At 33.5% G+C, this 15,478-nt stretch carries 13 protein-coding genes; 8 read left to right on the top strand and 5 right to left on the bottom strand.

The features are described from left to right. The first annotated feature begins 63 nt into the window (after positions 1 to 63). The 4 genes from IPG37_02480 to IPG37_02465 all read left to right on the top strand — a co-directional run bounded on the left by IPG37_02480 (position 64) and on the right by IPG37_02465 (position 5,829). The gene (locus tag IPG37_02480) at positions 64 to 1,932 is read left to right on the top strand and encodes a hypothetical protein (GenBank protein ID QQR54266.1); all 1,869 of its coding nucleotides are present in this window, start codon (positions 64 to 66) and stop codon (positions 1,930 to 1,932) included. Then, positions 1,929 to 2,789, top strand: a complete 861-nt coding sequence (locus IPG37_02475; protein QQR54265.1) for a hypothetical protein — start codon at positions 1,929 to 1,931, stop codon at positions 2,787 to 2,789. The genes IPG37_02480 and IPG37_02475 overlap by 4 nt, the downstream gene beginning before the upstream one ends. A 112-nt stretch (positions 2,790 to 2,901) precedes the next feature. After that, positions 2,902 to 4,722, top strand: coding sequence for an elongation factor 4 (lepA, locus tag IPG37_02470; GenBank protein ID QQR54264.1), 1,821 nt, complete (start codon positions 2,902 to 2,904; stop codon positions 4,720 to 4,722). Positions 4,723 to 4,734: 12 nt separating this feature from the next. Then, a complete protein-coding gene (locus tag IPG37_02465; protein QQR54263.1) occupies positions 4,735 to 5,829 on the top strand; it encodes a hypothetical protein in 1,095 nt (364 codons plus the stop codon). On the opposite strand, the gene IPG37_02460 is transcribed toward IPG37_02465, so the two are convergent. Beyond that, positions 5,798 to 8,365, bottom strand: coding sequence for a hypothetical protein (locus IPG37_02460; GenBank protein ID QQR54262.1), 2,568 nt, complete (start codon positions 8,363 to 8,365; stop codon positions 5,798 to 5,800). The two genes, IPG37_02465 and IPG37_02460, sit on opposite strands and share 32 nt — an antisense overlap. Positions 8,366 to 8,535: 170 nt before the next feature. Here IPG37_02460 and IPG37_02455 point away from each other — a divergent pair, with 170 nt between their 5' ends. Together IPG37_02455 and IPG37_02450 are read left to right on the top strand one after the other, a co-directional pair. Further along, entirely contained in the window at positions 8,536 to 9,249 is a 714-nt protein-coding gene (locus tag IPG37_02455; GenBank protein QQR54261.1) for a YebC/PmpR family DNA-binding transcriptional regulator, read from the top strand. An 8-nt stretch (positions 9,250 to 9,257) separates the two neighbouring features. Next, on the top strand, positions 9,258 to 10,148 hold the full coding sequence (locus IPG37_02450) for a YicC family protein (GenBank protein ID QQR54260.1): 891 nt from the start codon (positions 9,258 to 9,260) through the stop codon (positions 10,146 to 10,148). Positions 10,149 to 10,231: 83 nt separating this feature from the next. Here IPG37_02450 and IPG37_02445 read toward each other — a convergent pair whose 3' ends face one another. The 3 genes from IPG37_02445 to IPG37_02435 form a co-directional block, all read right to left on the bottom strand. Next, entirely contained in the window at positions 10,232 to 11,545 is a 1,314-nt protein-coding gene (locus IPG37_02445) for a hypothetical protein (protein ID QQR54259.1), read from the bottom strand. Between the two features lie 289 nt (positions 11,546 to 11,834). After that, positions 11,835 to 12,164, bottom strand: a complete 330-nt coding sequence (locus tag IPG37_02440) for a hypothetical protein (protein QQR54258.1) — start codon at positions 12,162 to 12,164, stop codon at positions 11,835 to 11,837. Between the two features lie 145 nt (positions 12,165 to 12,309). Then, on the bottom strand, positions 12,310 to 13,005 hold the full coding sequence (locus IPG37_02435) for a hypothetical protein (GenBank protein ID QQR54257.1): 696 nt from the start codon (positions 13,003 to 13,005) through the stop codon (positions 12,310 to 12,312). 86 nt (positions 13,006 to 13,091) lie between these two features. On the opposite strand from IPG37_02435, the gene IPG37_02430 reads away from it, so the two are divergent. Both IPG37_02430 and IPG37_02425 read left to right on the top strand, forming a co-directional pair. Beyond that, positions 13,092 to 14,318, top strand: a complete 1,227-nt coding sequence (locus IPG37_02430; GenBank protein ID QQR54256.1) for a hypothetical protein — start codon at positions 13,092 to 13,094, stop codon at positions 14,316 to 14,318. 45 nt (positions 14,319 to 14,363) lie between these two features. Continuing rightward, on the top strand, positions 14,364 to 15,179 hold the full coding sequence (locus IPG37_02425; GenBank protein ID QQR54255.1) for a hypothetical protein: 816 nt from the start codon (positions 14,364 to 14,366) through the stop codon (positions 15,177 to 15,179). A 66-nt stretch (positions 15,180 to 15,245) separates the two neighbouring features. Here IPG37_02425 and IPG37_02420 read toward each other — a convergent pair whose 3' ends face one another. Further along, the gene (locus tag IPG37_02420) at positions 15,246 to 15,422 is read right to left on the bottom strand and encodes a hypothetical protein (protein QQR54254.1); all 177 of its coding nucleotides are present in this window, start codon (positions 15,420 to 15,422) and stop codon (positions 15,246 to 15,248) included. Positions 15,423 to 15,478 lie beyond the last annotated feature (56 nt).

Genomic DNA, 15,478 nt, shown 5'->3' with positions numbered 1-15,478 from the left:
TGCATTATATTTATGCTATTCAATTGTCAATATACGCAATCTTTTTAAATATCAAAACTGTCAATGAGATTAAAATTACTTAAATCTGTAGCTTTTGTTTTGTTATTGTTTGCAACGGTATACCCGTTATTTGGCATGGAGCTTTCAACAGAAGTGTTAATTCAGAATAAAAAACCATTTGATAGTGAGCTTATTATAAGCACATTAGCCGAATTTGATAATCACGAATGTTTTGGACATGTCAAGCGGTTTCCAGTTATATTTGGTAGTCAACAAAAGATTCAAACCTCTCAAACAAACCAGATTTTAAAAAAGACAATCTATTTTTCGCAAATGGTCAAAGAGATTGATAGTATTGAAGAACTATTTTTGAATGATAGTTATGGGCAAGCAATAAAAAGTCAGTGCCTTGAAGAGATCAAAACTGAGTATAAAACTTTTTTAGACAGTACGGCAAAGACTATTAACTCAGTTGATCCATTGTTGCGGTATTGGATATCAATCACTAAGCAGCCAAAAGATCGATTACTCGATACCAATAAATTCTTTGATGATTTTACAGTCAAACATCAGCTGTTTACTTTGTCTGATTTCCAGACTTTACAAGCATCATTTCCTAAATTTGAAAGGCAACATGTACTAGTAGAAAAAAACAGTTTGCTGATTTCACATGTTTTTCCTTGGTTGCAAGAACATGGACTACGGCTCATTGAATGGCATAAACTGAATACAGAAGGCTCTCCATTGTTACATCAAATTTGGAATTCTTGTCCCTGTTTTATAGAAAAAAAAGATGAATATCAAGAAACGAGTTTGTATTCGGCTGTATTTGCACGTGATTTAAAAGAACATAGAGAATTGTATGGGATTGATTCAGGTCCTTTGCTAGATTTTGATAAGGATAATAATGAAAAAGATATTAAAGATTTTTTTGAAAAAATAGCTTTTAACATTCAAGAAAAAGAATCGATTTTAGATACTTTTTTTTCACGATGTGATAATGCCTTTAGTATACGAGGTTGGACGACAAACACTACTGAACTTAAATATTGGGGATCTTGCTTTGCAAGAAAAATGGTAAAGGCTGCTAAGATGCATGATCACATAGAAAATTTTTTTAGTCCCAAAAACGATTTTTGGCGATTTTTACCTACACAACAAGAGCTATTGAAAAACGCCTCAATTTTTCCTAAAACATTTGAAAAGTTTTTGCCAAAAATACGAACGCTTAATGGTCTTTTAGAAAAACATTTTATGTTCTCGCTGAATGAAGGTTGTATATTTTTTGATCTATGCTTGAGGAATAAAATCAAACAAGAACTGTTTTGGGCCCAGATGCATCTGTTGTCTGAGCAACAAACAATATCAATGTCTTCTATTAATAGATTAAAAACTTATGAGGAATATCTAGTATTTCTTAAAAATGATAAAGTAAATGAACTAATGGCTTATCAAAAAAATTTTTTAAAAGAATTAAGAGATCAAAAAAGCATTATACAAAAAATATATCCAAAACTTTCTGATTTTTTGCTTAAATTGCAAACAAGTTTACAAACTACATATTCTAAAATAAATGGAGATGAACATCAGTATTTTTTGGCAATAAGTAAGCTTTTGATGTTAAAAGTAGATTCTTTTGTTAGAAAAATCCCAATAGAAGATCAAATTATGAATAATTTGATTTACAATATAAGTCAGATCCCATTGATTATGATATATCGTGATGGACGCTGTGAAAAATATTCCTCGATCGAACAGAATAACAAACTATTAACGACAAAAAAAAATCTTTTTTTGAGCTTATTCAAAATTATGAGACCTTTTTGCTTCCAGAGATTGCTGAAATCAGGCTGCGTTTACACGCAATTGCATTACATCGCAACGATGATGATGTTGAAATTTATGAAATATTTCAGTTATTGGAAGATTTGAGAAAAAAAGTTAATTCTTCAGATGAATCATTTTTTCAACAAAAACAGCTACTTTTTCAAAATGCACTTGCAGTATTAGATAAATTTAAATTTAATAATGCTATTAATTCAATTGATATATGTGTGGAATTTGAAAACCGAGCTCCATTTTTTTTAGTAGATCAGAACGATCCTGTTATACAAAGTATCAAAAAAGCTGGAAAGGAATGCTGTAAAGAGGTGTTCATTATTGAACATATAGTGCCTTTACTGGAAAAAATTTCTGAATTTCAGCATACGAATAGGAGGTTGGGATATCTTTTTACGAATGCTTTGAATAGCTCAAATGGTCAGGTAATACATTCTATAGATGATTTAAAAAATGTAGAATGGCTGTTAACTGAACATGCTACAAAAAATCTGCAAAATGAGCTAGTCTTATACAATTCAGTTTTTCAATTAGCAAAGCCTTGTTTATTTCGTTTGAGTGACACAAAAGAAGATTTTGAAAATGAGCTTTTGAAAATCAACGATTATTATACACAGTTTAAAAATAATTTCGGAGAGCTTAAAAAATTTAATCAATCAATGTGTAAAATATTAAATAGTACGTATATACAGAAAGAAAATGAGGCAGAACTTTTTCAGTTTGCAGAAATTTTTCCATTAATAACAGATAAAATAATAAAGAACCTAACAGATTATAATCCTGAAAAATTAAGCATTGATGAAATAATAGAAATAATGGAACGCATGAAAAAACTAGATATAACAGTGTTTTCAATGAGGATCAAATTAACAATAATATTGTTGCTAACTTGTTTAACAACAGTAGCAGTGAGGTTTGCCTTACAAAACAATGAAGAAATTTCCTATTGAGTATAGAAGGTCACACTCCAACCGCTAAAACCATGTAACATTTTACAAATGGTGACGGATCTTTTATTATAAATAAAATAGCACTATTTTATATCAAAATGACATTGGACTTATGAGTATTAAAACAAAAGACCTCAAAAACTTTACGCCTGATAAAATTAGAAATTTTTCAATTATTGCACACATCGACCATGGAAAATCAACGTTGTCCGACCGATTACTTGAAATCACAGGAACACTAAGTGATCGTGAAAAAAAGGATCAGTTTCTAGACAAACTGCAGGTTGAACGAGAACGTGGTATCACAGTCAAAGCGCAGACGGCTTCAATGTTTTACGCGTATGAAGGGCAGACATATCTTTTAAACCTTATTGATACCCCTGGCCATGTTGATTTCAATTATGAGGTTTCACGTTCATTGTATGCATGCCAAGGTGCGTTGCTGCTTGTTGATGCTTCGCAGGGAGTTGAAGCACAAACGTTGGCCAATTTTTATCTGGCATTTGATCAAAACCTTGAAATTATTCCTGTTATTAATAAAATTGATTTGCCAACAGCAGATCCTGAGCGCGTAGAGCATCAGATTGAAAAGCTTTTTGATTTTACTAGCATGCAGGTTGTCAGAGCATCCGCAAAAGCAAAAATAGGCATTGATACTATTTTGCAGGCAGTGGTCAAACGAATACCACAACCTCAAAGCTCGCTTGAACTACCATTCAAAGCGCTATTATTCGATTCATGGTTTGATGAATACCGAGGTGTTATCTGTCTGATCGCGTTAAAAGATGGTTCTTTGAAAAAAGGTGACATTGTTGGCTTTGCGCAGGCTGATGTGGAACACGAAGTACTGGAAATCGGTTTGATGTATCCTGACCCTGTACCTGTTGATGGTCTGTACGCAGGCCAGGTTGGCTATATTATTACAGGTATGAAGTCGGTCCGAGAAGCACGCATTGGAGATACGGTGTTCCATCCCAAAAAACCGGTCATTCCATTTCCTGGTTTTAAACCTGCAAAACCGGTCGTATTTGCGGGACTGTATCCGGTTGAGAGTAATGAATTTGAACAGTTGCGCGAAGCAATAGAAAAATTAACCTTAAATGATGCAAGTGTAACCGTTGAAAAGAAGACATCAGCTGCACTTGGACTCGGTTTTCGTTGTGGCTTTTTGGGCCTTTTGCATATGGATGTATTCAGACAACGACTTGAACAGGAGTATGGCCTGGTTGTTATTCCAACGGCACCAAGTGTGCTGTACAAAGTCCAGCTGTATGATGGCACAACGGTTAACGTTGAAAGTCCAGCGGAATTTCCAGAGCCACAAAAAATTGCTGCTATTTTTGAGCCGATGATCGATGTGACGATTATTGTTCCACAAACCTATCTGGGTTCACTTTTGACGCTCTGCCAGGACAAGCGTGGTGAACAGAAAGACCTAACGTTTATTGATGATCAACGCGTAATGCTTAAATACAAGCTTCCATTAACTGAGGTTGCAACCGATTTTTATGATCAGCTGAAATCGGTTAGTTCAGGGTACGCAAGCTTTGATTATGAAGAGGCGGGATATCAGGAATCGGACTTGGTAAAAATGGATATCTTAATCAATGGCAAGCCGGTTGATGCATTGTCGGTCATCGTCCATAACGATAAAGCCTATTTTACAGGCAGAATTTTGGTTGAAAAACTGAAAGATAAGATTCCTCGACAGTTATTTGAAGTTGTTTTGCAAGCAGCAATTGGCGCAAAAATCATAGCACGTGAGCGTGTTGCTCCATTACGTAAAGATGTTACTGCAAAATGTTACGGCGGTGATATTTCACGAAAACGAAAACTGCTTGAAAAACAGAAAGAAGGCAAAAAGAAAATGAAACAGGTAGGCAATGTTGAAATTCCACAAGAAGCATTCCTGGCCATTCTTACAAAAAAATAAACGGAGTTTTACATGTCACAAGCTCGTATGAATGACAGTTCAGATACGATGATTTTTACTGGAAATATCTATATTTTCCATACCTTTGATGTTGGCGATGATGTTGATCTTTTGGCAGTTTCAAAGATGCATACCGTCGTACCAATTACCCATAAAGCAAAGCATTTTAAACATCATCATGCACCGCTTGCCATAGAATTAAAAAATAAAAAGACATCTACGTACTTTTCAATGTGCAAAGTTCATAATTTTGGCGGCATCTGTTTAACCTATAAAATAGGTTTTCAGGATACCTTGAAAAACTTAAAAAAAAGTTATGAACAGATTGTGAATGCGCATTATGACAAAAGTTTGCAAGATGCACTTGCTATTTTCAAAGCAATTGAACCAGCAATTTCACAGCCAACCTTTGCAAAGGCGCGTTCTTCTTACAGCACCTTGCAGATAGATCCTCATCCACAGGTTAAAGATCTCAAGGAGTTACAAAAAATATATGGTGATACGATTGCAAGTATGCTCAGGCTTGAAACAGAAACGCTTTCTGAATATCAGATATCAGAGATCTGGGAGTCCGCAATTGGCTATTATCGTGAGGAGTTGATGGTCATTGATGCGGATAGTTCTTTTATTTATACGAAAGATTATTTGGATATCATCGACCTTTTTGAATTTGGCGCCATACACCATCTGGAGCTTCGTTTTTTTGATCGTGTGTTAGATGAAAAGCTGAATGAGATCTATGAAGGTAAAGTAAAGCAGACGACGTGGGCATCATATATGCCATTTTATACGATGTTTTCAGATGATCCTATTGAAAAATTGTGGAAAATGAAGGTTGATATTTCTGTAATTACTGAACGGCTTGAAAGTAGTATTAAGATTGCAAATGAAAAATACCTTTCTGAGATTCACCAACTATTGACAGAACATATGGAAATTAAACAGTGGCAGGAGAGTATCGATCGAAAGCTAAAAATTATCGAGTCGGTTCAAGCAAGCCATCAGCACAAAATTGAAACAAATCGCGAAGATATGATCTCTATTTTAATCACGATTTTAATTTTTATTGAACTCGTCATTGGGATTTTAAACTATTTTGGAAAATAGAGTGAATGACATTAAGACTGATTTGCTCAAACTGTTGGTTGAAATAAAATAAACATACAGCAAAAAGAGAAGTGAGAGCATAAAAGTATAATGGTGGGACTGCTGAAATACTATTTTTTAACAGGTTGAATAAGAATACGAATCTTTTATCTGATGGTTGAATGTTTTGATTTTTTTTCTCGATTGGTGCGATTGGGTCGTTATCTGGATTGACTGTGTTTGGTGTTGAGTTCGTCTCAGCTTCAATCTCTACTGTTTTACTTATCTGCCTTGTGCGATCTTCTCTTGCGAGGTTTATAGCTGTCTGTTCTTTTTGTTTGCGTATTTGTTGAATTTCGTCTAGACAACTTACATCTTGCTCGTATTGCCATTTCAACCTTAATGCGTTTTCTCTTGCTTTGCGCTCTTCTCCTTCCTCTTTTAATGCATTCTTTTCAGCTACTGACCTTCCATAATCTCCATCGAAGCTGGCGAGTTTTTCAAGGTATCTTTCACATTCTTTTGCAGAAATTTCAATATGAAATTCTAATAACTCTTCTTTGGCATTTTCAATGAGTGGAGTATTGTGGTTTTCAAAAAGTTCATTTATCTCTTTTTTCGCAGTCTGGATAACGGGTTGGAATGTTTTAGAACTGTCTGTTTTTTCAGATGTAAGTGTGCACCACTCAATGATCTGATCAAATGATTCATATAAAAATTCTTTAATATTGGCAAGTCCATCAATGGTCAAACAGTTTGCTTTGGGGTTCTTTAAGATAGCATGCCAAGTCAGATACCGTGTTTTTGCCTCTTGACTAACCTTAAGCCAATCTAAAAAAGTAAGTAGTTTTTCAAAGAATTCTTTAAAAATCTTACAATCTTCTAAAGCTACTTTTACCTTATTGAACTGTTCTTTGTTGTATGGTGCTGGTAAAGAAGCTATCTCATTTTCACAATCTTTTCCTGTGTAATTTTTAGAATGAAATGAATATAAAAAACTGATAAGTTTTCTTCGCAAAAACATAACGCCAATAAAATGATCTGCTTTTATGTAACCTTTAATATCATCCCCAAAGAAGGTTTTCATTGTTTGATTGAGTTGATATTGGTCAGTAAGCATATTGTTAAAAGCATCTGTTTGCGATAGTGCATTTTGAATACTTTTTAAAGTACTATAAAATTCTTTAATTTTCGATGGTGTGGGATTGAAACAATTATGAAGATTGTGCTCTTGATGACCAGTTACTTGCACAATTAGGTCTTCTTTAAATAAGTGTTTCAAAGCAGTTAAAATAGAACGTGCATATGCTTGATCATCTATTTCTGGAAATAGTATCTGCATTGTATTAAAAGCCTTTTTTAACTCCAAATACTTTTTTTCTTCAGAATTCAATTCATTAACTATTTTTTCGCTGTGATGGTGTAAATTAGCATAATATTCTGTCTGATAGGTATCATTTTCAAAATAAGCAGCTCTAAAAGAAGAGTCAGTTGGTTTATGCTTTGGTTGATTAGTAATTGTTTCATCTGGAGATCGTATCAATGCATTTATCTCCATCCAGTTCTTAAATTGTTTTAAATTCCATTTAAAAACATCTATCTTATGATCATTAATAACTATTTCTTGGCTAGGATTGCCAGGTAATCCAAAATCGTTTCCTTTTGCTGCCATGCAGTAAAAATAAAGTAACCTGAACTGGTCTAAAGTCGATAAGGATGGTAAAATCTCATAACGCTGCTCATAGCCTAGTGACTTATTTACACTGTTCACGTATTCAATCATTGATGCTAGACGTGACATAAAAGTAAAACCTTTTATCTCTTTTTTCAATAAATTCACTTCATCTAATGCCTCTTGTAATGGTTCAGAAAAAACATAGAAAGCACATGCGAATGAAAACTGAATTAAACTTCTTTTTAAATTCGCAATATTATTATTATCTGAAAACCATAATAGTATATCTTTGAAAGGTTTTTGCGTGTCAAATGCAAAAAAACCAAACTTTTCATAAAAAGACTCGTGTCTACAAAACCTATATAAGCCAAAATTCAATACGGTAGAAGAACAAGGCATTAAAACCTCTTCCATTTCGACCACATAGTTAAAAATAGTGATTAATTCTTTGCTCATTTTTCTGTAAAGTGTTTCACTTGGGAGAGTTTCATCACATGACCATTGACCAAAACTGATTTTGCACGAGATTTCTATATCTTTTTTTACTCTAAAGAACCTATCATGTGCGTACTGTTCAAATTCATAAGCAGCATTTTTAGGTTTAAAATCTGTAAGTTGTTTTTTTAATGATTTATATGATTCAATAGTTTTATTCGTTATTTTTTCACGGTTCAGCCAGCTTCTTAGTGCTATTACTTCACTTTCAAGTCCCGTTTCAAAATGTAAACCATAATGGGTTTGAATTTTATTTGCATATGATGTTTGTGATGAAATAAGGTCTGTGGTTATTCTTCTTAATGCAATATTTTTTAATGGTTCTACTGCATGTAAAAAAATGGTTTGAAACAGTGCAAAGATGATAAAAACAGAAATTCTGACCATCTAAATTAAAACTTTTTATAAAATATATCTTTAAACAATATCAAAATAATTTAAAAAAAGCTATTAATATCTCATCTGAAAAATCAAAGGTGCTGCTTAAAAAATGGATCGACATTTTTTTAACCTTATTATATACTTTCTCAAAAATCTAAAACTATTCTGGAGCATGCATGTCAGGTCATAATAAATGGTCACAAATAAAACATAAAAAAGCAAAAGAAGATGGAAAAAAAGCAAAGGCTTTTACGCGTTTGATTAAAGAAATCACCGTATCGGCAAAGCATGGCGGTGGTGATCCAGCTCACAATCCTGGGTTGCGTTTTTTATTAGAACAGGCAAAAGCAATTAATATGCCGTTAGAAAATGCAACACGGGCGATTAAAAGGGGAACGGGAGAGTTGCCCGGTGTACATTACGAACCGTTTGTCTATGAAGGACATGCAAAACATGGTATTGCAATTATGGTCGATACGCTTTCTGATAATCGTAATCGTACCGTTGCTGAGCTTCGTCATATTTTTTCATCCCATGGTGGACATCTGGGCGAAGCGGGATCTGTTGCATGGATGTTTGATCATTATGGCTGTATACGAATTGTTGGAAAGGTTTCAGTCGATCTGTTACTAGAACAGTTACTTGAGTTTGATATTGTTGACATCAAACCTTCTGATCATGATACATTAGTTATCTGCAGCATGAAAGCACTTGATCATGTCCGCAATGCATTAAAACAAAAAGGATATGAAATTGAATCTGCACAGTTTGAATGGATTGCAAAAAATTCCGTTGAACTTTCAGAAGATGAGGCAGCCAGTGTTATTGATCTGCTTAATGAACTTGAAGAGCATGATGATGTACAAAATGTTTATACGACGTTGGGATAAAGGATAGTATGATTCAAAGTATGACCGGATTTGCCGTTGCAAATAAGCTAATCACAACTGCTCAAGGAAAAGCAACGATATCATTAAGTTTAAAGTCGCTTAATGGACGATTTTTCGAACTTAACTGTAGAATTCCTTCAGCGTTATCATACCTTGAAACGGTTATACTTAAAAAATTAAAAGAAAAATTAAAACGTGGTCATGTACATCTTATCGGTTCGATTTCGAATATCGATATTTTACAAGGTTCTATTGAACCATCTTTAAATACGATTCAAAATTACATGAAAGCGATTACTGTTATTAAAAAAGAGTGTAACATTGATCAACCGATTGCGCTTGAACATATCTTACGGCTTCCGAATGTTTTTAATACCCCAGAACAGCTTGCAGACGAAGTGATTGCAGAATCCTTTTTGGCAATTGTCGATGAACTTGCAGATAAAGTGATTGCATCAAGAATCAAAGAAGGATCAACAATACAACAGGACTTTCATACACGTATACAAAATATGCATCTCTTCATTCGTGCTATTGAAACACAGGCGGCCGATTTTGTTGAACGAACAAAAGAACAGATACAGAAAAATCTTCTTGAAATAAAGGAAGCACCCACAGAAGCAAATGATGTGCAAAAAAATGCGCTGTATTCACTGCTTGATAAAATTGACATTCATGAAGAGATAAGTCGGTTTAAAAGTCATCTGCATAATCTTGAAAATCAGCTCATTGCAAGCCAGGTAGAAAAAGGTAAAGTGCTTGATTTTATTTTGCAAGAATTAGTACGAGAGACAAATACGATGAATGCAAAATGTTCAGATGCGACCATTGCAAAATATGCTATCGATGCAAAAGTTGAAATTGAAAAGATGCGGGAGCAAGTTCAAAATATTGTTTGAAGGAAAAACAATTATAGATCTTAGAGATACATTATTCATCATCTAAGATCTATAATTATTTTTGCAATCTATTTATAAATATTTTAAGCTTTTTTATTTAAAAGTCTAAGCAAAAAACCTCCATTTACTAATCCGGCAAATGGATTTATGCCTTTAAATATATTTTTATCTCTTACTACTGATTTAGCATAGGTTTTCATAGTTTCTTGCAGATCATTTTCCTCAGGATATGCATTACGTATAATATTTTCAACCTTTTTCTGAAATGTTTCTTTAACAGTATCAGGCCATTCATTTGACCATTCCGCTGTGGATAGGTCCATTTTACCTAAATCTTGTTCTGTATCATGTAAAGCTTGAAGTAAAATAGTCTGTATAGCGTCAGAAACTTCCAGTTCTGCCATTTGTTGTTTTAACTCAATAGGTAGATTAGTACTATATAAATGCATTTCTGTATTTAAGGCGATTCGATCATGCAACTCGTTTAAAGCTTTAGGACCTATTTTTCCAAGACGTTTTGAAACTTGTGCTGAAACTACTTGACCAGCCATCGGAACACTAGTTTCAAGTAGCCATCCCACCATAGCAACTCCACCTGATAGTGCGCCAGTCAAAACTGTATTGCCGGATAAAGCATCATGCTGTAAATGTTCATTAGTAGCACTGTATGATAGTATACGTTTTACATCAAGAGGCAATCTGGAAACCGTAGTACCATCAAATTGTTTTGGTAATTCAACATGCAACCCATCTTCATGCTGATTAAAAATAATTGGTCCATTGGGATTTGCTGATTGAGCATTTTTAATAGATACAATATTAGGTATTGGTTTTTCAGAAATGGTTGGCGCAAAAATTTCAAAATAACATTTTAATTTTCCTTCTGGATCGATCTCATGATCTATGATTGGACTTATATTTTTCGGTAAAACCCTAGCCATTCCGTCTTTATATTTAAATTTATCTGGATCTGTATTGTTAGAAAAATTTTCTAACTGTTCAACGATTTCATCAGCTTTTTCCCTATCAATGCCATGTTCTCGTAGGCATAGATATTTACCATGCTTACTTATTTTTGAAAAGTCATTAATATTAGTAGCTGCTGCATATGTTGTTGCAATTTTTGGTGGATGTGATCTAGTAGCAGTTGCAATAACATGTTCGATTGTATTTGACACTATTTCAGGAGTAAGTTCCTTAGTAGTTGGGTATTGTGTATCAATTTTCGTTAACATATTCTGTGCCATTGGCGTATATATATTGGCATCATAATGTATCATACGTTTTTTGGGATTGACAATAGAGGTTTTTTTGCCCTCAGTAAGCCCTTTCATCATTCCGTTTAATGTAAAAGGAAAAGCTATATTCAAGAGTAATAAACTAATAATAATTAACATAGTGCTCCTCATATAGAAATACATAAAATTAAAGTTTTGGGATCAAAATATATAATGAAACAAAATATACAAAAAAAGATAAATATTAATTTTTATATTATGAAATATTCATTTAAAAACTCCTGAAAGTAAGACTAAACTTATGCCAACATCATATCGCACCAAAAAAAACGAAAAAATTAAAATAAAGCCATCCTAACTGCAGACAGCAATAGGTGAATGTAAAAAGGTTGATCGAGATGAGCATGACTGCAACATGTGATTAAATTACAAAACAATTTATCACGCTTTATTTTTTATTCGGATTTTGAAGTTCATTTTTATAACGTAAAGCCAAGTTATACATAGGATCTTTGCCGTTACCATAAGCTTCAAAAGTTTTATTTACTGCATCTGTGATTAATTTTTGATCTTTCGATGCATTTTGTGGGCACGGTACCTTTATGTTGGACAAAGGAAGCTCGAGTTTTACTTCTGTTATAGGTGTTCTTGTTAAGCGTAAATAGGTACTGCTAGATAGCGTCCTTCTTAACAATCCAGACAATCCAGCACCAAAATTCATGGGAGTGCAGCTTTGAAAATATCCTAAAAATATCATTAATTTTACAATAAACTGCATTATCTACCTTTCAAAAAGCATTTTTTAAATCTTAACGAATTGTTAATGTAAGAATCTTAATAAAGATAACTTTACAGTAATTCTATAAAAAAGTCAAAAATATACGTATAAAAAGATTTTATTTTGTAAAAATTAAAACATAACTTTACTGTAATGTTTCCACGTTATTCGGTTCTGTTTCAGTTGCAGCAACCTTTTTTGTCTGCTTTTTTTTAATCCAGAGCCAACTTGCAATTCCGACGGTCGCTGCCGCAAAACCCATTAGCACAGTTTTTAAAATCTGTCCATCGGTAAAACGGCTTGAAATCGTTGTATTATGAACATTTTTAATGCCCAACATGAGGGTTGCAAGAATTGCAAATGGTTTTTCGAAAAAATACTGTTTTGAAAACCAATATTCAGCAACGGTCGGTCTATTGTGACAAAAACCAGGATTAGCGGATGGCGATGCAAGAATCAATGGGGCTCTGTCAAAAGGATCTAAACCAATTAACTGAGCAGCCGCTTTTTTTGAAATTCCCAACTCTTTGGCTTTTTGTTCAACAATGTTAATGATAGGATCAGTCAAGGTTTCATTGATACTGTTAAACTTTTGGAATAACTGTTCTTTATAATCAATGACTGATAACGTAGGTAGCTTTTTTGAGATCGCATTCTGTAGGGATTCGACAAAATAGGCATATCCTTCATCGGGGTCAAGCCCAAACTGTTCAATTAACTGGTGGTTTTCTGAACCAAGTACATAAGAGTTATCTGGAAACTGTGGATACGTCTGTTCGAATGATGCATTTTTGTTAGCCATCTCTAATGCAAGCTTGATCGAAGATTCATACAGGTGCACATAAAAAAGTGAATTTATGTTTGCAAAATAAAATTATTTTGATATATTCTCAATTAGTTTAATTTTTTAACACGAGGGCTTTGCAGATGAAAAAATTGAAAATAATGTTCTCTCTTTTGATGATCGTTAACGCTATCAAACCAATGGATTATTTGCAAATGACTTATGCTTATGGTCTAGTTGCTGCTCTTTTTTCTCAAGCACACTTAATTACTCAAGCGGAACAAGCTGGAGAACCTCGTTTATTGCTTGTTTTTGCTGAAAATGCGCTTGATACGAAAACAGTTCGCGCAGGTCTTTATAAAATTATTATTGATACATGTGCAGCCAATGGGCAGATTTCAGAAGAGAAACTTTTTCAGTTTAATCCTGCAGAAGCAGTTGTTGAAAATACCCTCAAGCCAGCTTTAGATAAAATGGAAACAGCGAAAAAATTGCGGCTCGTTTCAAAAGAGTTAGAGCATATGATAGATATAAAAGATGTATATGCATTGGAAAGAGAAGCTTTAAAAATAAAGTTGTTGCCGCACTTTGTTGCGAATCTTGCTAATTGGCAACCTGCAGGTATAGAAAATATTAAAGGTCAAAACATACCATTGAAATATGCAACATATAACTTTTTTTTGATTCCTTTAGAGACAGTGAACCTGTTGAATAAGTATTATAGTATGATGTACCAAAAAAAATATATGAAGCAGTTAATAAACGAAAATGAACCAAATTTAAAGCTTGAAGACGCTTTTTTAAAGTTGAATAATGTATTATTCTGTATGTCTACCATGGCTATTCAGTGTGATCCTGTTTGTAGTGCAAGAATTTATTTTGAGCAAAATGAGAATGATAGAACAAGTATGTTTAAAGATCTTACATTTTCTCATACGATATTTACAAAGCTTTCACTTTTTTTATTTGCTGATCATAATAAGGGTCAGAGAGGATTATTACCTTGCAATGTTTTTTTGAGGCAAAATGAAAATGATATGCAAAGTAATATTCGTGAATTATTGAAAGATAGAACAAAGGTTTTTAAGACATTCAATTCGATTAAACTGTTTACTGTGGGAACTGTTGATCAAAAATGTTCTGATAGCCCTACGTTGAAATTTGGAGATTGCATTGTACAAAAGGGAGCTCTCGGAAGTTCGTATCAATTGACGTTTCAAGAAGCGGTATTTGATGACCCGAAAGTTGACAATATACATTCCATTCAAATTGTGCCTTGGCAGCCGAATAGAGAGAAAATAGTAAGTAGAGTGAAATTCACAGAAATTAAAGCTGATAAAGATACGGTTGAAAAATTTATGAATTCTTAACAAAGTTCTCAATTAGTTTATTTTCTTGATACGAAAGCATTGCAAATGAATAAATTTAAAATACTTTTATCTTTTCTCACTATGGTCAATGGTACTAGATCAATGGATTTTTCAGGAATGAAATATGCTGACAATCTGGTAGCTACCCATTTTTCTCAAACAACTCTAATAACTCAAGCAGAATCAACTGGCGATTCGCGTTTATTGCTTGTCTTTGCTGAAAACGCGCTAGATCCGAAAATACTTTGCGCAGGTCTTTATAAAATTGTTGTGGATACCTGTACAGTTGATGGGCACATTTCGGGATTAAAACTCTGTCAGTTCAATCTTGCAGAAGAGGTTGTTGATAATGCAGTCAAGCCAACTTTAGATAACATAGAAATGGCGAAAAAACTGCGACTTGTTTCAAAAGAATTTCAGCATATGATAGCTATAAAAAATATATATGCATTGGAAAGAGAAGCTTTAAAAATAAAGCTGTTGCCATTATTCGTTACATTTTTTGCTGATCAGCAAATTGCAGAGATGCTAACGAATGAAGACCAAAAAACAGAATCGAAATACGTGCTTTTTGTTTCTTTGTTGAACTATTTAAAACGTGTACCTCTTATAAAAAATGTACATCTTTTAAATAAGCATTATAGTAGAACATACGAATATAAACATTATATGCAGCAGCTAATACATGAAAATGAGCCAAATTTAAGGCTCAAAGATGTTGTAAAAAGGTTGAACATCGCGTTGCGCGATGTGTCTACCATGTTTCAAGAATTATGTCCTCAAAACCCTTTTACAATGCCACATATTTATTTTGAAACGCTTTCTATTTCTTTAGCAATTGATATAACTAAGATGCAGTAGGAATTATTACCTTGCAATGTATTTTTGAAGCAAGCTGAAGGGGTATTAAGAAAATGTGTTTCTAAACTAGCTTATCGAGTTTTTAATAACGCTACGACCTGTTTTTGAATGCTTATCAGAAACTGCTGCACGGTTATTTGATTCACTTTTTTGTCCTTTTTCAGTTGCAGTCTTATTTTTTGTCTGCTTTTTTTGGGACCAAAGCCAACTGGCAATGCCGACGGTCGCTGCCGCACAACCCATCAATGCAGTTTTTAAGCTTTGTCCATTTGTTAGTCATCTTTAATGTAAGTTTGACA

The sequence above is a fragment of the bacterium genome (genome assembly GCA_016699125.1).
Classification (GTDB): Bacteria; Babelota; Babeliae; order Babelales; family Vermiphilaceae; genus AWTP1-30.
Note: the sequence above shows the minus strand (reverse complement) of the source record. Positions and strands in the feature narration are given on the sequence as shown.